Annotated in this window: 17 protein-coding genes and 1 other RNA gene; 9 read left to right on the top strand and 9 right to left on the bottom strand. The window is 27.2% G+C overall.

Features of this window, described 5'->3' with window-relative positions:
- The 3 genes from dnaA (at position 1) to gyrB (ending at position 4888) form a co-directional block, all read left to right on the top strand.
- On the top strand, positions 1 to 1317 hold the full coding sequence (gene dnaA / locus CKV87_RS00005) for a chromosomal replication initiator protein DnaA (RefSeq protein ID WP_012011924.1): 1317 nt from the start codon (positions 1 to 3) through the stop codon (positions 1315 to 1317).
- Positions 1318 to 1474: 157 nt separating this feature from the next.
- Positions 1475 to 2545: a DNA polymerase III subunit beta gene (dnaN, locus tag CKV87_RS00010; protein ID WP_012011925.1), complete on the top strand. Its 1071-nt coding sequence runs from the start codon at positions 1475 to 1477 to the stop codon at positions 2543 to 2545.
- A gap of 21 nt (positions 2546 to 2566) precedes the next feature.
- Positions 2567 to 4888, top strand: coding sequence for a DNA topoisomerase (ATP-hydrolyzing) subunit B (gyrB, locus tag CKV87_RS00015; protein WP_004510040.1), 2322 nt, complete (start codon positions 2567 to 2569; stop codon positions 4886 to 4888).
- 8 nt (positions 4889 to 4896) lie between these two features.
- On the opposite strand, the gene CKV87_RS00020 is transcribed toward gyrB, so the two are convergent.
- Positions 4897 to 5868, bottom strand: coding sequence for an NAD(P)-binding domain-containing protein (locus tag CKV87_RS00020; protein WP_012011926.1), 972 nt, complete (start codon positions 5866 to 5868; stop codon positions 4897 to 4899).
- A 121-nt stretch (positions 5869 to 5989) separates the two neighbouring features.
- Between CKV87_RS00020 and queF the strand changes: the two genes are divergently transcribed.
- A complete protein-coding gene (gene queF, locus CKV87_RS00025; protein ID WP_034226946.1) occupies positions 5990 to 6367 on the top strand; it encodes a preQ(1) synthase in 378 nt (125 codons plus the stop codon).
- A 9-nt stretch (positions 6368 to 6376) separates the two neighbouring features.
- On the top strand, positions 6377 to 6964 hold the full coding sequence (locus CKV87_RS00030; protein ID WP_004510043.1) for a MerR family transcriptional regulator: 588 nt from the start codon (positions 6377 to 6379) through the stop codon (positions 6962 to 6964).
- Positions 6965 to 6979: 15 nt separating this feature from the next.
- Here the strand turns inward: CKV87_RS00030 and ffs are convergent.
- Positions 6980 to 7076, bottom strand: an RNA gene (gene ffs, locus CKV87_RS11855) — signal recognition particle sRNA small type.
- Positions 7077 to 7172: 96 nt separating this feature from the next.
- On the opposite strand from ffs, the gene CKV87_RS00035 reads away from it, so the two are divergent.
- On the top strand, positions 7173 to 7580 hold the full coding sequence (locus CKV87_RS00035; protein WP_012011927.1) for a YqaA family protein: 408 nt from the start codon (positions 7173 to 7175) through the stop codon (positions 7578 to 7580).
- Here the strand turns inward: CKV87_RS00035 and CKV87_RS00040 are convergent.
- From CKV87_RS00040 to CKV87_RS00065, 6 genes are read right to left on the bottom strand one after another with little or no spacing between them, the layout of a single operon-like run.
- Entirely contained in the window at positions 7573 to 8379 is an 807-nt protein-coding gene (locus CKV87_RS00040; RefSeq protein ID WP_012011928.1) for a class I SAM-dependent methyltransferase, read from the bottom strand. The two genes, CKV87_RS00035 and CKV87_RS00040, sit on opposite strands and share 8 nt — an antisense overlap.
- A 1-nt stretch (position 8380) precedes the next feature.
- The gene (locus CKV87_RS00045; RefSeq protein ID WP_004510046.1) at positions 8381 to 9235 is read right to left on the bottom strand and encodes an ABC transporter ATP-binding protein; all 855 of its coding nucleotides are present in this window, start codon (positions 9233 to 9235) and stop codon (positions 8381 to 8383) included.
- Entirely contained in the window at positions 9222 to 9929 is a 708-nt protein-coding gene (gene modB, locus CKV87_RS00050) for a molybdate ABC transporter permease subunit (RefSeq protein WP_012011929.1), read from the bottom strand. The genes CKV87_RS00045 and modB overlap by 14 nt, the downstream gene beginning before the upstream one ends.
- The gene (locus CKV87_RS00055; protein WP_012011930.1) at positions 9922 to 10323 is read right to left on the bottom strand and encodes a TOBE domain-containing protein; all 402 of its coding nucleotides are present in this window, start codon (positions 10321 to 10323) and stop codon (positions 9922 to 9924) included. The genes modB and CKV87_RS00055 overlap by 8 nt, the downstream gene beginning before the upstream one ends.
- Positions 10320 to 11066, bottom strand: coding sequence for a molybdate ABC transporter substrate-binding protein (modA, locus tag CKV87_RS00060; RefSeq protein ID WP_012011931.1), 747 nt, complete (start codon positions 11064 to 11066; stop codon positions 10320 to 10322). Before modA ends, CKV87_RS00055 begins: the two co-directional genes overlap by 4 nt.
- 9 nt (positions 11067 to 11075) lie before the next feature.
- Positions 11076 to 11858, bottom strand: coding sequence for a TOBE domain-containing protein (locus CKV87_RS00065; protein WP_012011932.1), 783 nt, complete (start codon positions 11856 to 11858; stop codon positions 11076 to 11078).
- Between the two features lie 126 nt (positions 11859 to 11984).
- Here CKV87_RS00065 and CKV87_RS00070 point away from each other — a divergent pair, with 126 nt between their 5' ends.
- Complete coding sequence (locus tag CKV87_RS00070) at positions 11985 to 13229, top strand: MgtC/SapB family protein (protein WP_012011933.1); 1245 nt, start codon at positions 11985 to 11987, stop codon at positions 13227 to 13229.
- Positions 13230 to 13398: 169 nt separating this feature from the next.
- On the opposite strand, the gene CKV87_RS00075 is transcribed toward CKV87_RS00070, so the two are convergent.
- Positions 13399 to 14226, bottom strand: a complete 828-nt coding sequence (locus CKV87_RS00075; RefSeq protein WP_012011934.1) for a LysR family transcriptional regulator — start codon at positions 14224 to 14226, stop codon at positions 13399 to 13401.
- A 97-nt stretch (positions 14227 to 14323) separates the two neighbouring features.
- Here CKV87_RS00075 and CKV87_RS00080 point away from each other — a divergent pair, with 97 nt between their 5' ends.
- Both CKV87_RS00080 and CKV87_RS00085 read left to right on the top strand, forming a co-directional pair.
- Complete coding sequence (locus tag CKV87_RS00080; protein WP_012011935.1) at positions 14324 to 15502, top strand: YbfB/YjiJ family MFS transporter; 1179 nt, start codon at positions 14324 to 14326, stop codon at positions 15500 to 15502.
- Between the two features lie 82 nt (positions 15503 to 15584).
- Entirely contained in the window at positions 15585 to 24281 is an 8697-nt protein-coding gene (locus tag CKV87_RS00085) for a hypothetical protein (protein WP_012011936.1), read from the top strand.
- Positions 24282 to 24299 lie beyond the last annotated feature (18 nt).

Here is a 24299-nt window from a genome sequence, read left to right on the forward strand (position 1 = left end):
ATGACAACTAAAGAGTTTTTAACAATTATTCAAAAAGAAGCAAATCAAATCGATTACGAAAGATACTTAAAACAATTAGTTTATAAAAAAGTATCTTCAGATAATAAAATTGCTATTTTCGAAGTAAATAATAAATATATAGCTTCTTGGATAAAAAGTAAATTTACAAACTTAATACAACACTGTTTCGAAATTTACGATGGTTCAAAGCCAACTATTGAAATAAAACTATCAAATGAAAAAAAATCTAAAAAAGAGATTTTAAAAGAACAAACACAAAATGAATCAACAGAAAGTACAATACTAAATCCATCTTATACATTTGATTCATTCGTTGTGGGACCATCAAACCAAATGGCTTATAATGCCTCACTTGCAGTTGCAAATAAACCAGGTATTCAATACAATCCTTTATTTATTTATGGTGGAACGGGACTTGGAAAAACTCACCTTTTACAAGCTGTTGGAAATCATGCTATTGAAAAAGGAAATACGGTTATTTATGTAACTATTGAACAGTTTATGAATGATTTTACTTTTTCAATTAAAAATAAAAATATGGAACATTTTAGAAATAAATATAGAAAATGTGATGTTTTACTAATAGATGATATTCAGTTTTTAAGTGGAAAAGAACAAACTCAAGAGGAATTTTTTCACACTTTCAACGAACTTCATAATGCAAAAAAACAAATTGTAATGACAAGTGATAGACTACCATCACAAATAGCTGGACTTGTTGATAGATTAAAATCAAGATTTGAGTGGGGATTAACAGCTGATGTACAAATTCCTGGACTTGAAACAAAAATAGCTATTATTGAAAAAAAATCAGAATTAAACGGTATTTGCTTAAGTAGAGAAATTATCAATTTTATTGCTACAAACCTTGATAATTCAATTAGAGAGATTGAAGGTGTTTTAATCAGAATTAATGCAAGTGCATCTTTATTAAATCAAGAAATCACTCTTCCTATGGTTCAAGGTTTATTAAAAGAACAGATTAAAGAAACAAAAGAGAATGTAAAACTTCCAGATATCATAAATATTGTTGCAAATCAGCTAAATATCAAACCAAGTGATATTAAGTCTAAAAAAAGAACAGCAACAGTTGCAAATGCAAGAAGAATTGTAATTTATCTAGTAAGAGAGTTAACTCACAACTCTATGCCTGATATTGCAAAGTTTTTAGGTATGAAAGATCATAGTGCAATTTCGCACAATATTAAAAAAGCAAATGAGTTAATTGAAAAAGATGAAAATTTCAAATTAATCATTGAAAATTTAAAAAATAAAATCATCAATAGTAGGGAGTAGTAAAAAAGTTTTAACGCTTTGTGTGAAAAGATGTGAATATAAAAGAGTTTTTAATCACTTGGTTAAATACCCATTTTATAGACTCTAAGAATGTATTTTCATCTTTTCACATAGACTACTGCTTTTACTAATTTAAATATAAAATATAGGAGAAAAAATGAAGTTTGTAATCACAAAAAATATTCTTGAAAACGTAATAGCTTCAATGCAACCTTTTTTAGAAAAAAAAGATTCTAGTGCTATCACATCACATATATATTTAGAAATTAATAACTCTAACTTAATTATAAAAGCTACTGATTATGAAATAGGTTTAGAATCTTTTATAGATAATCTTACAAATACAGTAGATGGAAAAACAACAGTAAATGGTTCTAATTTATTAGGAATAATCAAAAGATTAAAAAATGAAGATATTATTTTAGAAGCTACAAATAACAATTTAGTTATCAAACAAAATAAATCAACATTTAAATTACCAACTTATGATGCAAATGAATTTCCTGTATTAAATAAATCTGAAAATCTAAAAGAGTTATCAATATCTACAATAAACTTTATAAATTCTATTAGAAAAATTACTCCAGCTATTGATAACAATAATCCAAAGTTTGAATTAAATGGTGCATTACTTGATATAAAAAGTCAAAAAATAAATTTCGTTTCAACTGATACAAGAAGATTAGCTTTATCTTTTTTAGAAAATATGAATAATGATGAAGCACAATTAATTATTCCTAAAAAAGCAATTATTGAAATTCAAAAACTATTTTTAGATGAAGCAAAAATTTCTTATGATAATACAAATTTAGTTATTTCAAATCAACATACTAAATTTTTTACAAAACTAATAAATGGTAAATTTCCAGATTATGAAAGAATCATTCCTTCAAATCTAAAACACAATTTCTTTTTACCAAAAAATGTTTTAGTTGAATCAATCAAACTTGTAACTTCACTTTTTTCAAATATAAAAATTACATTTAGTTCAAAATCTATAATTTTTGAATCACTTGATGAAGATAGTGAAGCAAAAACTCAAATTGATATAGATTTAAATATTCCAAATGAATTTTTCTTAGCAGTAAATGCTAAATATTTATTAGACTTTTTAAGTATGACAAATAATGAAAAAGTAAAAATTGGATTTAATGAATCAAATTTACCATTTTATTTAGAAGATGATAAATTCATTACAATAGTAATGCCAATAGTTTTAGAAAAATAATATAAATTAAGGAAGTAAATTATGTCACAACAAGAATATGGTGCTAGTAATATTAAAGTTTTAAAAGGTCTTGAAGCTGTTAGAAAAAGACCAGGTATGTATATTGGTGATACTAATATAAATGGTTTACATCACTTAGTTTATGAAGTAGTTGATAACTCTATTGATGAGGCAATGGCTGGATTTTGTAGAAATATAAAAGTAACTTTAACAAAAGATGGATGGGCAAGAATTGAAGATGATGGAAGAGGTATTCCAACTGCAATTCACCCAACAGAAGGAATTAGTGCAGCAACTGTTGCTTTAACTGTACTTCATGCTGGTGGAAAATTTGATAAAGACACATATAAAGTTTCTGGAGGACTTCATGGTGTTGGGGTTTCTGTTGTAAATGCTTTATCAAAACATTTAAAAATGACAGTTTATAGAGAAGGAAAAATTCACTATCAAGAATTTAAAGAAGGAATTCCTCAAGGAACTTTAGAAATAATTGGTGATAGTCCAAGAAAAACTGGAACAACAATTGAATTTTTAGTAGATGATTCTATTTTTGAAGTAACAAAATATGAATTTAATATCTTAAAAAAGAGATTTAAAGAAGTTGCTTATTTAAATCCAATTATTTCTATAACATTAGAAGATGAAGCAGCAAAATTAAAAGAAGTTTACCATTTTGAAGGTGGAATAAAACAATTTGTTGCTGATATGAATAAAGAAACAGCTTTATGTGAAGTTATATCTTTTAGTGATAGAGTTGAAGGTGTAGAAGTTGATATTGCTATGATGTATAACGATACTTACATAGAAAAAACTTTATCATTTGTAAATAATATTAGAACTATTGATGGTGGAACTCACGAAGCTGGATTTAAAGCAGGACTTACTAGAAGTATTTCTAAATACTTAAGTGAAAATGCAGCAGCAAGAGAAAAAGATACAAAAATTACTGGAGATGATGTAAGAGAGGGTTTAATAGCAGTAGTTTCTGTAAAAGTTCCTGAACCACAATTTGAAGGTCAAACAAAAGGAAAATTAGGAAGCTCTTATGTAAGACCAATTGCTCAAAAGTTAACTGGGGATAATTTAGATAAGTATTTTGAAGAAAATCCAACTCATGCAAAAGCTATTATGGAAAAAGCTTTAATGGCTGCACGTGGAAGAGAAGCTGCTAAAAAAGCAAGAGAATTAACTAGAAAAAAAGATGCAATGACAGTTGGAACACTTCCAGGTAAACTTGCAGAGTGTCAAAGTAAAGATCCAGCAATTAGAGAGTTATATTTAGTTGAGGGAGATTCAGCGGGTGGTTCTGCAAAACAAGGAAGAGATAGAGTTTTCCAAGCAATTTTACCGTTAAAAGGTAAGATTTTAAATGTTGAAAAATCTAGACTTGATAAAATTTTAAAATCTGATGAGATTAGAAATATGATTACTGCACTTGGTTGTGGTATTGGTGAAGATTTTGATGAAGAAAAAATCAGATATCATAAAATCATTATTATGACGGATGCCGATGTTGATGGTAGCCATATTCAAACATTACTTTTAACTTTCTTCTTTAGATTTTTAAGACCAGTTATTGAAAAAGGTTATTTATATATCGCTCAACCGCCACTTTATAGATATAAAAAAGGTAAAAATGAAATTTATTTAAAAGATAATAATGCTTTATCTGCATTTTTAATTGAAAATGGTTTAGAATCATTTGAATTTGAAGGTTTAGGATATAACGATTTATTAGATTTATTCAAAATTGTTTCTAAATATAGAGCTATGTTAGAGCAATTAGGAAAAAGATACTCTTTACTTGAAGTTTTAAAACATTTAATTGAAAATAGTGATTTAGTAAACTTAGAGTTTAAAGATTTATATGAAAATATAAAAGATTTCTTGGATAAAAAAGGTTATAACATTTTATCTAAAACAGTTCTTGATGATAGAATTCAACTTTTTGTACAAACAAATGAGGGATTAGAAGAGCTAATTATTGATGAAGAATTATTTGCATCACCATATTTCAGTGAAGCAACTTATATTTATAGTAAATTAAAAGAGAGGGATTTATCTGTATTTGAAGGTAGAGATTTAATCGAAATATTAGAAGAAATAGAAACATTAGCTAAAAAAGGTGCTTATATTCAAAGATATAAAGGTCTTGGAGAGATGAATCCAGAGCAATTATGGGAAACTACTATGATTCCTGATAATAGAAGACTTTTAAGAGTTAAAATAGAAGATGCTGAAGTAGCAAGTGATACATTTACTTTATTTATGGGTGATGAAGTAGAACCTAGAAGAAATTATATTGAAGAACACGCAAAAGATGTTGAACATTTAGACGTATAGAAAATTTTCTATACGTTTTTTGCTGAAATATCTTTTATTATATGGTAACCATGATTTAAAGCAGTACTAATAGAACCCTCACCTTTAGAAGCAATATCTCCTGCAAGATATATACCTTTTGTACTTGATTCAAAATTTCCATCACAAATCGGATTTAGATTTTCATCTATTTTTACATTACAAGCTTTTAAAAAATCAATTGGTGTAGTTCCTCCAATAGCATAAATTAGCCTATCAAAAATTTCAATTTCCTCATCAGTGTATATAACTTTTACTTTTAAATTTTCGGCTTCTTCTAACTCTTTTATCTCTTTATTCATCTTTATAGTTAATTTCTTATCATTTTGATATTGCATAAGAAGTTTTTCATTTATAGGATTTAATCTTGTAAATGTTGGTTTTCTATATGCTAAAGTTACATTGTTTTTTTCATTAGTTAAAAAATAAGCATATTCAGCGGCACTATTTCCTCCACCTATAACTAAAATTTTTTCATTTGTTGTACAATCATCTAAATTAAAATTGATATATTTTTTTATATTTGTTGGAATTTTGTAATCAGGTTTATTTGGTTTTCCCATTTTTCCAATACATATAATTGCAAATTTTGTTTGATATATTTTATTTAAAGTATGAACTTCAAAAAGATTTGTATTTTCATTTTTTATGATTTTCTCAACTTCAGTATTATAAACAGGAGAAATTTCATTTTTATTTAGTAATTCTTCAAAATATTCAAGAGTTGATTCTTTTGTTCCATCCATAAAGTCTATATTTCCTTCAAGTTTTATTACTTGATTTTTCCAATCTTTATCTACTCTTTTACCATCTTTGTAAAATTTTCTAATAGTTTCTGAATGGTTTGAAGTTTTTTCAATAAGTAATATATTTTCAATATTTTTGAGTTTTGCTTCAATAATACAGGCTATTCCTGCACTTCCAGCTCCAATAACTATAATATCATAAATTTTTTCATTCATTTAAAATCCTTAACCATATAAAACTATCTTACAATTATATCTCATAAAGCTTAGTAATCTTTATAAGTGAGTTTTGGGTAAAATAGACCTTTAAGACAAAAAATAAGGTTGTAAGATGGAAATAAAATATGGTGAAAAAGAGATATTAGAGTTTGATATTAATAATGAAGAAAATTTTTGGCCAAATGAAAATTCAAAAAATTATATTATAGATATTGAATTACCAGAATTTATGGCAAAATGTCCAAGAAGTGGTTATCCAGATTTTGCAACAATAAAAATACAATATACTCCAAATAAAAAAGTTATAGAGCTAAAAGCACTAAAAATTTATATTAACTCTTTTATGAATAGATATATTTCTCATGAAAATTCTGCAAATGAGATATTTGATACTCTTTATACTAAATTAGAACCAAAATGGCTTAAAGTAATTGCTGATTTTAAACCAAGAGGAAATGTTCATACAGTTATTGAAATAGATAGCGCAAAGTTATAGGAAATAGTTTTGGAAAGATTAGTTACAACAGCACAAGCGGCTGAAATCTTGGGCTTGTCTTTGCAAGGAATACACTATCGTATAAAAAAAAATCAACTAAAATCTTTGAAAAAAGATGGAAAAGTGTATGTTTATGTTGATGATACACAAAAATATAATTTTGAAGAAAAAACAGAAAATCATAAACAACAAAATAATATAAATGAGATAATTGAAGTTAAAAATGAACAAATAGAACTTCTAAAAAAGTCTATAAAATGGATGAAAAAACAATATATTTCAGAAATTTATAGACTTGAAAAAAATCAAAAAAGGATTATTGAAGTTTTTAATAGTGAAATAAAATTACTTCAAAGTGCTTTTAATGAAATGAAAGCTATTTATAAACCAAAATTAGAAAATAAAAATCAAACTAATAGTAGTGATTTTTTACCTTTAAAAGAGTTTTTTGTTATTATGAAAAGAGCAAATAAAACAGATGCTGAAATAAAAAATATTATATTTAAAGCTATAAAAAATGGTGATAAAAGATTTATTTATAACAAAGCAGAAAAAAAACTTTTGATTTTAAATGAAGATTTTAGTGATTTGATATAAAGAGTACAAAAGTACTCCTCTCCAGATACCCAAACACAACACTAAAAAAGGTGCCTTGCTATGTTCCCATCCTGGGGCGGTGTCTTTAGAAATGCTTGAAAGGGTCTAAAGAAGAGCATTCAAAATATCAAGATATTCTCAATGTTCTTCTTTAAAGGCTCGAATTATAACTTAGCAATGTTTAATCTATTATAAAAGAAGTATATTTATGGTCTATTTAACAATATTTTTCGTAAGTTTTATATCTGCAACTTTATTTCCACTTGGAAGTGAAGCTTTATTAATTTATGATATAAAAGAAGGTTACAATATTTATTTATTATTATTTTTTGCTACATTAGGAAATAGTTTAGGTTCTATTGTAAATTACTATTTAGGCTTAAAAGGTGAAGAATATTTAATAGAGAAAAATCTTATAAAAGAAAAATATATAAATATTTGTAAAAACTACTTTGATAAATATGGATTTATAACTATTCTTTTTTCATGGTTACCAATAATTGGCGATCCAATTACTTTTGTTGCTGGTATTTTAAAATATGATTTTAAAAAATTTGTAATTTTAGTTACTATCGCAAAGTTATCGAGATATATATTTATAGCTTGGGTTATATAACTTTTTCCCAAGATATAAATGCCCAAGTTAAATAATCAGCCTCTTTTTTATGTTTATATGTATTATTAAAATACTCTTTTAAGATTATTTCCTCTTTTTTTGTTAGTTTTCCCAAACTCCAACTAACTTTTTGTATAAACTCTTCATCTGTTTTTACTTGAAGTTTATTATTTTTAGTTTTTATAAAATCAACTTTTGCAAAAATGCCCATGCTGTGTAATGTATTTATCAAATAGATATAATCAGGTCTTGGATTTATTTTTCTTTTTAGTTGATTTAAAATTTCATTATCTATAAAACTTCCACCAACTTTTGTTGTTATATAAACTTTTTTGTTTGCTTTTTCATTTAATCTTTTTAAAGCTTTTTTTATATTTTTTACTTCCATAGAACGACTAGCAATTACTATATCAGCATTTGGTAAATCATTCCATTTATCATACCAAGATTTATGAATAGTTATGAGATTATTTATTTCAAGATTTTTAGCATTTTCTTTTGCAAGATTTAACATCTCTAATGAATAATCAAGTGCATAAACTTTTTCTAATTTAGAAGCTAATTGTAAACTAATATTAGCTGGTCCACTTCCAACATCAAGTAAAGTTTGACAATCTTTTATATCAACTTTTGAAATAAATTCTTTTATATATGGGCTATTTAAAACATTTTCATTAAATTGTTTTGCTTTTTTGTCCCAATCACTGCTTTTTTTACTTTTAAATGTAGAATTTTTTACCTGTTTTTTATAAAGTTTTGAGAAGTTTAATTTATCTAAATTTGTATTTACTAATGGCATTTTATAAACCTTGAATATTTGGAGTAAATGCTTTTGTACTTACATTTACTTTTTGTCCAATTTTAAGAGTTTTAGATTCTTCTTTTGTAAGAACTATTTCAACTAATTGTTGACCAATAGAGATAATTGCAATATCAATAACATCAACTCTTACAATATCCAATAGTTCACCTTCAAATGAAAATTTTTGACTACCTTTTGTTTTTAATAATATATCTTTAGGAAGACCATCATTTACTATTTTTCCATAATCAAGAACTAATACTCTCGAAGCCAAACGATACATTTCACTAGGATCATGACTAACCATAATTGTAGTTGTATTAAACTCTTTATGTAAAGTTAGTATTTCATTTTGAAGTTTTGTTCTCATTTGTGGATCAAGTGCTGAAAGTGGTTCATCCATTAGTAAAAGTTTTGGTTTATTCATTAAAGCTCTACACAAACTAACACGTTGTTTTTGACCACCACTTAAACTATTGGGATATCTATCTTTTAGTTCATACATATCAGTCATATCTAAAAGATGTTTTGCTAATTCTTTATCTTTTTTTACATATAAAAGATTTTGTAAAACTGTAAAGTTTGGAAAAAGTGCATAGTCTTGAAAAACAAAACCAATATCTCTTTTTTGGCTATCTTTTGAATATTTTTCATTTAACCAATATTCATTATCTATTTTTAAAGTTCCAGTTGCATTTTCAAGACCTGCAAGAATCCTTAAAAGTGTAGTTTTTCCACTACCACTAAGTCCACTAAGTGCAACAAACTCACCTTTGTTTATGTTTAAGTCAATATCTAAATTCATAGTTCCATTTGAACCATGAAGAGGTTTATTTATCTTAATCTCTATCATTTAAATTAACCTGTGATTGTTTTTGTTTATTATTAAAAATATAAACTCCTAAAAGTGTTAAAAAACTCATAATTATCATAATTACACTATAAATATGAGCATTTTTATAATCCATAACTTCTACAAATTCATAAATTGCAATTGATGCAACTCTAGTTTCTCCAGGGATACTTCCTCCAATCATCAAAACAACACCAAACTCTCCAACAGTATGTGCAAAAGTGATGATAATTGCTGTCATAAGAGATGGTTTTATATTTGGTAAAGCTATTCTAAAAAGAGTTTCAATTTTACCTTTCCCACTAATATAACTAGCTTCAAGCATATTCTTATTTAAACTTTCTAAACCACTTTGCATAGGTTGAACCATAAAAGGAAGGCTATAAAAACAGCTTGCAATTACAAGTCCATAAAAATTAAATACAAGTTTTATCCCAAAATATTCTTGAAAGAATTGCCCAATAGGAGAATTATAAGATAAAGACCAAAGTAAATAAAATCCTAAAACAGTCGGAGGAACAACTAATGGCAAAGCAGTAATTGATTCTAAAATAGGTTTCATTTTTGATTTTGTTTGAGATAAGTACCAAGCAAGAGGTAAACATACAAAAAACAAAATCAAAGTTGTAATACTTGCTAATTTAAATGAAATTAAAAACGGATCAATTTCAATATTTTTTAATATTTCAATCATTTAAAACTTCTTCAATCGATAAATTACTAGCTTTTATTAAAACTAATACATTATCATTTTTCTTTAGATTCATTTTTGATGAAGAATCTTTTGTGATGATACTTTCAAGGTAGCAATTTTCTATTTTTAAAAGAATACTACTTAAAAGTTCACCATTTTCTATATTTTCAATAGTTGCAAAAAGTTGATTTGATAAACTTATTTCACCTGACAAATTTTTTGCAATAGCAACATTTGTTGGTTTGACACAAAGATTTACTTTTGTTCCAATTTGTATATCACTACTTAAACCTAAACTCATCATTTTTAAAGTTTTTCCAAAAAAGTCAAACTCAACAATATTTAAATTGTCTAAAGAGTTTATTTTTGAAACTTTTGCAACTAACTTACTCATTTTGTTAAATAACCAAATCTGTGAAATATCTCTTTTGCTTTTTCACTTAAAATAAAATCATAAAAAGCTTTTGCTTCAATATTATCTTTTGCATTAGCTAAAATAACAATTCCTTGGTCAATTGGAGTATATAATGCTGGATCAACACTTACCCAATTAACATTTTCTTTATATTTAGACATATTTTCATCATATAAAGATGATTTTGCAATAAATCCAACATCAGCTGCAGTTGTTGCATAAGTTACAGCTTGTGAAATTGATTCAGCGTAAACAAATTTATTTTCAACTTTTTCTAGTACTTTTGCATTTTTCATAGCTTCAACGGCCGCTGTTCCATAAGGAGCAGTTTTTGGGTTTGCGATTGCAATTTTTTCAATATTTTTATCTGTTACAAGATTAATACCTTTTGAAAAATCTAACTCTTTTGAACTTAGCATTGCTAAACTTCCTTGAGCATAAATAACAGGTTTTGTAATAGCAAGATTTTTTCCAAATAGAGTTTCAGGAAATTTCATATCAGCACTCATAAAAATATTAAATGGTGCTCCATTCTCGATTTGAGTAGTAAATTTTCCACTACTTCCTAAAGTTATTTGAACTTTTGTATCTGGATTTGTTTTATTAAATTCTGCAACTAAATCATTTATTGCATAACTAACGTTTGCTGCAACTGCAACATTTATTGTTCCAGCAAAAACTGATGAACACAATAATATAAATCCTAAAGCTATTTTTTTCATATTTTCTCCTTATCTTCCAATCATAACATCTGATGCTTTTATAATTGCACCTACTTTACTTTTCTCTTTTATGTTTAGGCTATTAACAGAACTTGTAGTAATAATAGCAACGATTTTATCACCATTTCCTATATCAATTACAATTTCTGAATTAATACCACCTTTGTTTATGTTATCGACTATACCTTGGAATTTATTTCTTGCACTTAATTGTAAGTTTTCATCAGTAGATATAAAAACATTACTTGATTTGATTATAGCGACTACTTCATCCCCTACTTTTAAATCAAGATTTTGTACAGCAGTATTAGTAATAATTGAAACTAAAATATTATTGCTTTTTAGTTTTATATGAACTTCTGCATTTACTGTTCCCATTTCTATTGCTTCAACTATACCAGTTATTTGGTTTCTAGCACTAATTTGCATAGATAATCTCCTAATTGTTTTTAAAGTACCGTTATTAATATCCACTATTCTATTTAGATTTTCAACAAACTTTTTTTGTTCTTCTTTTAACAAATGATAAGTTTTTAAAAGGTTTTCACCATACTCTGTGAGTTTAGTTCCTCCTCCTCCACTTCCACCTGTTTCTTTTTGAACTATTGGATTAATAGATAAATTATTCATAGCTTCAATCGTTTCCCAAGCCGATTTATAGCTCATAGGAACTTCTTTTGCTGCTTTATTTATTGAACCAGTTTTTTTTATTGCCATTAATAATTCAATTCTTTTTTCTAACAAAAAAGGTTGATCAAAAAGTTCTAAAGTCAAATTTGATGATATTGCCACATATAGTCCTTGTGTTATATTGTAAGTTATATAACGTGTCAAATGATACCGTTATATATATTAATATATATTGATTTAAATCAATATTTATATGTTATTATTACAAAGTTTTACTAAGGAAATAAAATGGATATAAATTTACTGCTAACATATTTTATTTTAACAACAGTTTTTAGTTTTTTAATAGGTTTAGAGTTAAAAGCTTATAAAATGAAGTTTCATGAAAATGATTCAAGAATATTTTTAGGAACAACAAGAACTTATACTTTTATAGGAATTATTGGATTTGTTTTTTATAAAATTGAGCCAAATAATTTTTCAGTATATATTGCTGGATTCTTAGCTATTACATTACTTTATTCAATGCTTTATTATAGACTTTTAGCAGAAAAAAATAGTATCGTGTTATATCTTGTTGCAGTTGTTGTTTATAGTTTTGGACCATTAACAAATCTTTTTCCTTTTTGGCTTAGTTCATTAATCTTTGTGGTTACTATATTTTTATTAAATGCAAAAAAGAGATTATTAAATTTTAATTTGAAAATAAATATTTATGAAATAGAGACTTTAGGTAAAATGATACTTCTTTCAGCTGTTGTTTTACCACTTCTTCCTGAAGAGAAAATCATTCCTTATTTAGGAATATCTTTATATAAAATTTGGCTTACTGTTGTTGTAATTTCTGCTATTTCTTATGCAGGATATATTGTACAAAAGTATCTTTTCCCTTCAAAAGGTATTTTTTTAACAGGAATTATAGGTGGTATTTATTCATCAACTGCGACAACTGTTGTTTTATCAAAAAAAGCACAAGGTTTAGAAAAGAATCACTTAATAACTGCTTCAGTTATTGCTGCAACTTTAATGATGTATTTAAGACTTATAATAATTTCATATATTTTTAATGTTGAAGTTGTAAAAACTATATTGATTCCATTTTTAGCTCTAGCATTTATTTGTGCAATAATTACTCTTGTATATTATAAAAAAGCTTCAAATGGTGTGAGTAATATTGAAGTTGAGGATTCAAATCCTTTAGAATTAGGAACTGCATTTATTTTTGCATTTTTATTTATTATTACTATGTTAATCACAAATTTTGTTGTAGATAATTATGGTTCATCTGGATTAAAATTCCTATCTATAATAATTGGATTTACAGATATTGACCCTTTTATTTTATCTTTATTAACAGGAAAATATTCTATTGATTCATCAGTTATTGCTTCAGCTATAATAATTGCTGCAGGAAGTAATAATATTTTAAAAGCTGTATATACAATTTGGTTTGGAAAAGATAAAACAATTTCTAGCTTTGTTTGGCTCTCAATTTTAGGTATTTTGACAATTTTAGTAGGCTTTTTTATATAATTCATTATTAAAGTGTTACCATTTGATAAAATTTTTAAATTAAACTTGAAAACTAATCAAAAATAAATGAAAAATAGATATAATCACTCATACAAAAATATTGATAATCGATGAGTATAAAACTTACAGCAGAAGTTTAACTAAAACACCTATACTCATCGCTTATTGATTACAACTTCATCTCTTTTAAATAATCACTAATTTTTGGAATATAATCTTTTCTACAAACTAAACAAGTTGGAATATTTGCTTCTTTTTTAGGTAAAACAGTGATTTTTATATCTTTATCATAACCCATCTTTTTTACGATACTTGTAGGAAGTAAACTTTTTCCCATTCCTACTTTTATACAAGAAAGAATAGTTTCTAAACTCCCAAAAGATAGAGACTTTTCTACATAAATATTTTTTTGTTTGTAATAATCTTTTAAAAATTCATCATAAATACAGCCTTCTTTAAAAGTTAAAGTTACATTTGGAGTATTATCTCCTTGTGGTTCAAGTATGGCTATTTCTTCTTCATATTTTTTTAAAACCATTAAAGAATCATTTTTTGGTTCACCACTAATAAATGCAATATCAACTTTATAATCTAAGATAAGTTGAGTAACACTTTTTGTAGTTCCTGTAAAAAGTTCAAGTTGCATTTGAGGAAAATCTTCATGAAGTTTTAATAAAAAAGGAGAGATTCTTACAACAGCATTACAATCCGTTGAACCAATTTTCAAAGAATTTATCTCATTTTCATTCGTAAGACTTGAAATACAATTTTCCATTTTATGTATTAGTTCTATTGCTTGAGGATAAAACTTTTCACCTGATTTTGTGAGAATCACACCTTTGGGAACTCTATGAAAAAGTTCTAAGGTTAAAATCTTTTCTAATTGTTTTACTCTTGAAGTTACATTTGATTGAGTACATTTTAATTCATTTGATGCAAGAGAAATACTTTTATTATTTGCAACACTTACAAAAACTTTTAATAAATTCAAATCCATATCATTTTTCCTTATATCACCTATCATTATTGATTATTTGACACTAGATTACTATTCGTGATATTATAACAAAATTTGAGAGAGATAGGATTTTAAGATGAGTAGATTGTTTGATAGGAACGATAATCTAGCAATTTTAATTGCAGGGATTTTTTCAATTATTATAGGAATTGGAGTAGCAAGATTTGCTTTTACAGGTCTTATTCCTCCAATGCTTGAAGATCATTTAAGTATTAAATTTGTAGGTATTTTAGCTTCATTAAATTTTGCAGGATATTTAACAGGTTCGATTTTATCTGTATTTTTAAAAGATATAAATCAAAAAGTACTTTTTTATAGAATGGGAATAGTTTTAGCAATAGCAACTACTTTTGTTTTAGGTTTTAGCACAAATGATACTTTTTGGATGATTTCAAGAGTTTTAGGTGGATTTGCAGGAGCAATGGCTTTAGTAGTTGGTTCAGCTATTGTTATGACAAAACTCAAAATGGAAAGTAAAACAAAAGCTATGGGGATTCATTTTAGTGGTATAGGATTTTCTATTTTAACGACAGATTTAATAGCAAGATATGTTTTAAGTTTGGGATATACTTGGCAAGATTCTTGGATAGTTTTATCAATATTTGCAATAGTTTTAGCAAGTTATGCAATCTATATTTTATCTTTTGATAAAGAAGTTAAACAAAATGTTGTAAAACATAAATTTGATTTTTCTATTTTTACTTTTTTTGTGATTTTATTGATTATGGCTTATTTTACAGAAGGTGTAGGATTTGTAGTTCAAGCAACGTTTTTACCTGATATTGTAAATACTCTTCCTGGACTTGAAGGTTATGGAAGTTTAACTTGGACTTTAGTTGGTCTTGCTGGAATACCATCTTGTATAATTTGGATGAGATTAGCTCATAATTATGGAAGTATAAATATGATTATTATAGCTTTACTTCTTCAAGCAATTGGTATTTTAATTCCCGCATTTACAAGTAATATTTATTTAAATTTATTAAGTGGTGTTTTGTATGGTGGTACTTTTATAGGTTTAGTTGCGCTTTTTATGAATCTTGGTGGACAATTATCTCATGGAAATCCAGTGATTTTAATGGGTGCTTTAACTACTTCTTATGGTGTAGGACAAGTTATCGCTCCTTTATATAGTGTATATTTAATTGAAAAGTTTGGCAATTATGATTATGCTTTATATCTTACTGCCTTTATTGTTTTAGGTGGAATATTGTTATTATTTATTGCAAAAAAGTTCGAAAAAGAGAGGATTTAAGGTAAATATCACCCTAATGGGTGATAGACAAAGAAAAAAAAATAAAATATAATCTTACTAATTAATTAACAAGGAGAGACCTATGTCACAAGTAGGAGTAGTTAAAATTTTAGAAGGAGGAGTATTTTATGCAAAGGATTCTTCTGGAAATATTAGAGAACTAAATATCGGAGATGTAATATTAGAAAATGAAGTAGTATTTGGAGATAGTTCAAATCCTACTTCTGCAAAAGTTGAAATGGAATTATCTGGAAATGATGTAATAGTTTTAAATCAAGGACAACAACAATTAATAGATTCTTCTTTAAATGAAGTTACTTTTGGAAATGAAGAAGTAATTTTTACAAAAAATGATATACAAAATGCATGGAATAATACTACAAATGACGTAAGTGATGATATGGAGACAGCTGCAGGTGATCCAACGCAACAAGAAACACAAGCAGGACAAGAAGAACCAACAGAAGAAGGAAGAGTTGCTGCTAGATTCAGTGCTAGAGATGGAAATTCTACAAATGTTGTAAGTGATTTAAGAGATGCTTCTTGGACGGAAGAACAAACTACTATTATTCCTGACCTAGAAGACAAATTAATAGAACAACCTTTACCAATAGTTTTTACAGTTATTGATGGTGATAATGTAGTGTGGGAAGGAAATACTGGAACTTATACTGTAAAAGCTGTAGATGCTGCAGGAAATCCAATAATTGTTAATCAAGATACAATAGTATATGTTAGGTACACAAATATAGAAACTGATGACAATGATACACAATATACTCATAATACAACAATAGAAGTAGTTATTAAAGCTGGAACTAGCCAAGCTACATTTACTGTACAAACAAAAGATGATTATCTAGCTGATAATGATGAAAGATTTAATTTAGAAATTACAGGTAATAACTCTACAGAATTTGATATGAGAACAGGAAATCAAACTGGTGGACAAACAAATGTAGATACGAAAATACTAGATAATTCAAATCCAAGTAACCCAGGAGGAGAAGATGGAGGGTATGGAAGTGAAGATACAGTATATGCAATAATAGAAGGGACAACAACAGTAAATGAAGGTGACTCAGCTCAATATATTGTAAAATTAGTAGATAAAGATGGAAATCCTGTAACTGTAACAAAAGATACAGAAGTAACTATAAAATATACAAACAAAACAACTCAAGATGGTGATACTCAATATAAAGATAACGATACAATAAAAATTACTATTAAAGCTGGTGAAAATTCGTCAGATAAATTTGATGTTGATACAATTGATGATTATTTAGCAGATAATGGAGAAAAATTTAATTTAGGAATTACAAATGTTGATGATCAAGGACAATTTGAAAAAGTAAATATTGGTGATATAAATGGTGATAAAACAAATGTTGATACAACAATCTTAGATAATACAACTGATAAACCAAATGAAAATAGTACAGTAGAAAGTAATCAAGAAAATGTAATTTTAAAAATAGTAGCAGTTGGAGAAGATGGAAATCCAATAATTAAAGATGGTAAATACACATTTGAAAATAATGTAGCTGAAGGTTCAAATGCAAAATATATGGTATTAGCATTTAAACCAGCTACAACGGAATTTAAAACAACAGATGTAGTTGATACTCAAGCTGGAACAGTTACTATAAAAACAACTGATGATACGGCAAAAACAACTGGAACAAAAGATAATGCAGAACTTGATTACGTATCTGAAACTTCAAAAACTGTAACTCTTGGAGAAGTATTTGAGATAAAAACTTTAGATGATTATTTAAAAGATGATGGAGAAAAATATAAAGTATCAATAAATGATAAAACTTATGAACATCCAGCATCAGGTGCAATTTATGAAAATGTGGTTACAAATACTGATCCAGTAACAACAACAATTAAAGATAATACAACACCAAATACAGAAACAAATGTAGAAGATGTAAAAATAGTACTTGTAGCTGTATCATCTGTTACAACTACAATTGCTGATATTACAAACTCAGATGGAACACTAAAAGTTACAAATACAAATGAAACGCCAGAAGGTGGAAAATTATATTATATTGCAGTTGCAGTTGATAAAGATGGAAAACCTTTAGCTACTCAAGGTGGAGATGTTACAATAAATTATGGAACTACATCAACTACTTCAGATAAAGATGCAACAGCTGGTGTAGATTATGATAATACTACAAAAGTAACTACAAAAGTAGGTGTTGTATTTGAAGTAAAAACAAAAGATGATTATTATGCTGAAGGAGATGAAAACTTTACTGTAAAAATTACAGATTTAAAAAATTCACCATATGAAACACCATCTATTGATACAACAAAAGATACTGTAACTTCAACAATAAAAGACAATGCACCAACAATAAATGGAACAGTTGTTTCAGGTGGTGAAGATACAGATGGAAATACTTATGGAGCAGAAGATACAGTATATGCAATCATTACTGGAGAAACAACAGTAAATGAAGGAGGAGTTGTTACATACACAGTTAAACTAGTTGATAAAGATGGTAATACTGTAATTCCAACAAAAGAAACAACAGTTACTGTAACTTATACAAATATTGGAACAACATCAACAGATGATACAAATAAAACAAATAATCAAGAAATAGCTGTAAAAATAGATGCTTCAGGGAAAGGAACATTTACTGTAGAAACAAAAGATGATTATTATGCAGAAGCTGATGAAAACTATAATGTAAAAATTACAAATGTACAAAATACGGGTGAATTTGAAAATGTAAAATTTGATAGTTATCCAAATACTATTCCAAATAATCCATCAAACAACGTTACTACAACGATTAAAGATAATCCATCAAAAGTTGAACAACCAGATACTGGAACAGGAAATGATGATCCAATAAATGGAAGTTATGGAAAAGAAGATACAGTATATGTAAAAATTGAAGGTAATCCAACTGTAGTTGAAGGTGGAAAATTATCGCATACTGTAACACTTGTAGATAAAGATGGAAATCTTGTAACTATTCCAACTGGAGAAAGTGTAACAGTAACATTAACTTATACTATTAAACAAGATGGAGGTAGTTCAGATGATTATGTTACTAAAACAGAAACTATTACAATAAAAGGTGGAACATCTTCAACAACTTTTGAAAATATTACAAAAGTAGATTTTGTAACTGAAGGCAAAGAAGTTTATGAAATCACAATATCAAAAGTTGAACAAAGTGGTGCTTTTGAAAATGTTGCTATTGATTCTACAGCAAATAAAGTAACAGATACGATTCTTGATGGTATTACATTAACAAATCCTGAAAATACAAAAGTTGATGAAGATGATTTTTATAAAGGTTCTTCTACAACAAAAAATAATTTATCATCAACAAAAAGCTTAGGATTTACAATTCCAACAAATTATGAAACAGAAGTTGGAACTTTTAGTGTTAATTTTGTTAATACACCAACAGTTACAGTTGATGGAAATAATTATGCATTAACTTCAAATGGAGTAGCTGTTACTTATACAGTTAATGGAAATACAATTACAGCAAAAGCTGGTAATACAACTGTATTTGACATTGTTTTAAGTAAGAATGGAACGTATACATATAAACAATATGCAAATATTGACCATCCAAAAGCAGGAAATACAAATACAGATTATGAAAATGTTAATACAAATGACAATATTGATTTAAATTTTAAATTTAATATTACTACAACACCTAAAAATGGTGAGCCTACTACAACAAGTCCTACACAAGAGTTCAAAGTAACTGTAAATGATTCTACACCAGATGCAGAAACAAGAACAGAAACAGTAAATGAAGATGGAACTTTAACTATTGTTTTAAGTGATGAATCATTTAAAGATGGAAAAATTGAAATAGATAATGGAAAGGATGGATACCAAACTGTTGCTAAAAATGGAACAGTTAATATTTATGATGGTGATGAAATTATTGGAACACTTACAAATAATGCAAATGGAACTTTAACTTTTAAACCAAATGCAGATTATAGTAAATATGAAGCTGATAATGGTTATTTACCAAATTTCAAATATAAAGTTAGTGATACAGATGGAGATTATGCGCAAGGACAAATCAATATTCAAGTTAAACCAGGTGTTGATGGAGTAACTATTACTACTAATAAAGTAGAGACTTATGAAGATAATAAAAATACTCAAGAAGGTCAAAACTCTGTATCTTTAGGATTGGTACAACCAACTATTAAAGATAATACAGATAAAAATGACACTGCAAAAGGTGACCATGGTGAAAGAGTTGATTATATTACACTTAATTTTACAAATGGAACTTCTGTAAAAGGTGCTGTTTTAGAAAAAGCAGATGGTACTGATATTGCTACAATTTCTAGTAATAGCCAAACTGTTAAAATAGTTATTGTTAAAGCTGATGGAAGTGTAGACACAGATTTCCACCATTCAAATATTACTTTGGGACAATCAGGAGTAGTTTATCTTACAAAAGAGGAATATGAAGGATTAAAAATCCAACATGCTGAAGATAATGATACAGATATAAAAATAAATATCTCAACAAAAACTTATGAAGTTGATGATAGTGGAAAACCTTTATCAAATTCTCAAGCAAATAATCAAGGAAAAACAGATAGTGCAACGGTTACTGTAGTTATTAAACCAGTAACTGATGATATTAGTTTAAAATGGAATGATGAGAGTGCAGGAACGATATCTGATAGTGGAAAAACTTACACATTTAATGATATAAAAGAAGGAAATGATACTATTGATTTAAAAGCACTTCTTACTAAAACAAGTGGAACAGAACTAAACGATGGTACAACTGGAAATAAAGCTGATTTAGATGGAAGTGAAAAAAGAACATATACAATTTCTGGTATTCCAGAAGGTACAGTTGTAACTTTAGGTGGACAAACTGCTGTTGCAAATGATAAAGGTATTGCAACTATAGTATTTAGTGATACAAATAATAAAAACGCTGACCCAGATTTTTCTATGAAATTCCCAACAAGTTTCTCTGGAACAGTAAATGGAAAGATTACTTTAAGTGTTTATGATAATGGAGTAGAATCTGGACAAAGAGATACAACAGATTATGGAAATGGTACAAATGGTATTAAAACTGCTGAAGTTGATTTCAAAGTAAATGTAAACCCAGTTGCAGATGAAGCAACACTTAAAGTTGGTCAAGTTGTAGGATATGAAGATACAGCTAGAAATACAAATAAAAATATTCAAGATAAAGATGGAACTATAAAACATCCAGAAAATGGTATTGCACTTGATATAAAAGTTAGTTCAACTGATACAGATGGAAGTGAAACATTTACTGTAACTATCAAAGATATTCCAGATGGTGGAGCTATTTTTGTGAAAGAACCACTTACAGGAAAAGATATTCTTGTAACTTATGCTGAAGATGGAACACCTACAATAAAAGTATGGAATAATGGTGTTTTAGAAGATTATACTGGAACGACTATAACAGCGAATAAAGGAAGTATAACTATTGAAAAATTTGACAATGAAAATCCTCCAAAATTTATTCCACCACATAATGAACATGGAGATTTTAAATTAAATGTTGATGCAAAAACAGTTGATACAGTAATAATAGATGGGCAACCAGTAACAAATGTTCAAGATGTAGCAACTAATAAAGATATATTAGTTGTTGTAAAAGATGTTGCAGATAGTGTTATAGGAAATGATTATAATGTAGAAAATTTATCTTTAGCAGATGGTACAAACAAAGATTACAACTTAGTAACACAAGAAGATACACAAATAAAATTAGATTCTGTGTTTAAAGATTCTACAAAACTTTCATCTTATGATAAAGAAAGTGAAGATTTAACTATCATTCTTAAATCTTTACCAAAAGGTGTTGAATTAGAAGGAAATGTAACTTTAATAAATGGTCAATATATCTTTAAAGCTAGTGATATTTCAAGTATCAAGATTGTAACGCCACCAAATTATAGTGGAGAATTGAACTTTGATATTACATATATAACAACAGAAAAAGGTGAAGCTAATAATCCAAGTAAAACTCACGATAGCAAACAAGAGACTGATAAAATAAGTATCTTTGTAAAACCTACTATTGATGCACAATTTGACTCTCAAACTACAAAAGCAGAAGATAGCGAAATTGTAGATGGTGGAAATAGTTATTATAAAGTGGATTTAGGAATTTCTCACCAAAATGGTGATAATGATGAAATTTTAGAAAGTGTTACTATAAAAGCTCCAGAAGCAAATAGTGGATATAAATTATTTATAATAGATGGTAATACGAAAACAGAAATTACAAGTGACTATACTCTTAAAACTAGTGAATTGAACAAAGTTTATGTAGAAGTAAAAGAGAATCAACATGGTAGCTTTGATATAAAAGGTACTTATACAGTAAAAGATAGTCAATATGTAGGAAAAGATGTAAATTATGACACAAAAGAGACAAAAGATTTTACTCATAAATTGACTATTACACCAGTTACTGATACTCCAACTATAGAAGTTGAAACTGGTACACAAACACATATAAATGTAAATGCAGGAGAAAATACAGAGATAAAAATCCCTGTAAAAGTATCTTCAGAAGATACAGATGGAAGTGAAAATATCACAAAAATAGTGATTAGTGGCGTTCCAAAGGGTGTTATAATAGACACAGGTTCTGCTGAATTAGATGCAAAAATAACTGTAAGTGAGCACAATGGTATTTATACGATTACAGGACATAATTTAAATAGTAGTAATTTTAAAGATATCGTATTTAAAGTAGATGGAAATGCAAATTTTGAATATAGAGATATTACTATTACTGCATATACAAAAGATGCCCAAGGATCAATTGAAGAACAAACAAGTACAAAAATAACTTTAGATAAAACTCATAATGGAAATGGAGGAGGAACTGGAACAGGTCCAAAACTAGACATTATAGTTGATGAAGTTAAAAAAGATTTTAATGCAACAGAAGATACAGAGTTTAATTTCCTAGATGTATTTAAAGTTACAGTAGCAGATAATTCAAATGATGGAAGAACAGAGTTAAATTTCAAAATTGATGTAGGTTCAAATGCAACATTAAAAGGTTTAGATGCTTATAAAAATGCAGATGGAAGTTATACAATAAAAGGGAATAGAGCTGATATTGAGTCTGTTTTAGCAAATTTAAAAGTAGTTCCAAATAAAGATTTTAATAGTAATCAAGATGGAGATGGAATATCTATTAAAGTAGAAACAAATGGAAAAGAATCTACTATAAAAGTTCCTGTAACTCCTGTAACGGATAGTTTAAATGTAGAAATAACAGCAAATGATAGTACAACTATAGATGAAAATGGTGAGTTTAATTTTGATATTAAACTTACGAATAATTCAGATAAAGAGTTTACAAATATAAATGATTTTTATGTTGTTGTAAATGAAAACTTTGAAGCTGGAGAAAGCTCAAAAGGTGAGTTATATTTAGGAAATACTAAACTAGAATTATTAGATGGAAAATATAAATTACCAGCAGATTATAAGCTAGGTGATAGTTTAAATCTTACTTATAAATCTGGTGAAGATAGACATGGAGCAGTTGAAATAAAAGTAATTGCTTTAAATAAAGAAACAGGTGCAGCAAATGAATTAACTTCGACAGGAACTACAACTATTACTGTAAAACCTGTTGCTTCTTCTGAAATAGAAGTGAAAAAAGTGCAAGATGGTATTGAAGATAAAGAAATGGCAAGTGCAAAATTAAATGTTGTAAAAGCTGACCCATCTGAGAAATTTGAAAGTGTTTTAATAAAAGTTGCTTCTGGAGTGGCAGTTTATTATGATAATGGAAATGCTTTAGCTATGAACTTAGGGGATGGTTCTTGGTTAGTTCCTGTAAATAGTGATGGTACACTTCCTCAAATCTTCTTCAAAGGAAATGAACACTTTGGTGGAGAAATTAAATTTGATGCAATAATAAATGTAAAAGATGGAAATTCTAAAAGCACAATTGAACTAAAAGATAGTTCTGTTTATATTAAAGAAGTTGCAGATGGTGTTACTATTGACCCAACAAAAACAGGAATTGATGCAAAAGGATTTGAATGGACAAGTTTAAATCTAAATGCAAATATGAAAGATGTTGATGGTAGTGAAAAAATGCATTTCACTCTTGAAGGATTAGATAGTTCTGCACAATTTAGAATCGTTGATAAAGATGGAAATATTACAGATTTAAGTTCACAATCTAAATTTGAAAATGGAAAATGGACTATAAATGGAATTGAATATGAAGATATAAATAATATTCAAATTACTCATGATAAGTCAGTAAAAGATATCAAAGTAGAAGCTTGGACTCAAGATGGTCAAGATGCAGATATATCAAATAAAGTAGAAGGTAAATTTGATCTAAACTTTACTCAAGATGCACTTAAAGATGGAACTCTTACTTTAGGAAAAGAGATGAATATAGACTTCTCAAAAATAGAAAGTGGAGACATCAAAGACGTAAGTACTATTGATTTAGGTGCACAAGGTGAAAATAAACTTCTAAATCTTACACTTCAAGATGTTATGGATATTGGTAAAAAAGATGGAAGTGGAAATATAAATCTTACAATCCTTGGTGATGAAAAAGATGGTGTTTCATTTGCAAAAAATGATGGATGGAAAAAGTCAGAAACAACAATTACTGAAAACAATAAAACATTTGATGTATATACAAATGATGGAAATTCAACTGTTCAAGTAAAAGTTGAACAACCAATTTCAGATGGAATTACAAACTAATTTCATCTTGAAGGTTTA

This window comes from Aliarcobacter butzleri (genome assembly GCF_900187115.1).
Taxonomy (GTDB): domain Bacteria; phylum Campylobacterota; class Campylobacteria; order Campylobacterales; family Arcobacteraceae; genus Aliarcobacter; species Aliarcobacter butzleri.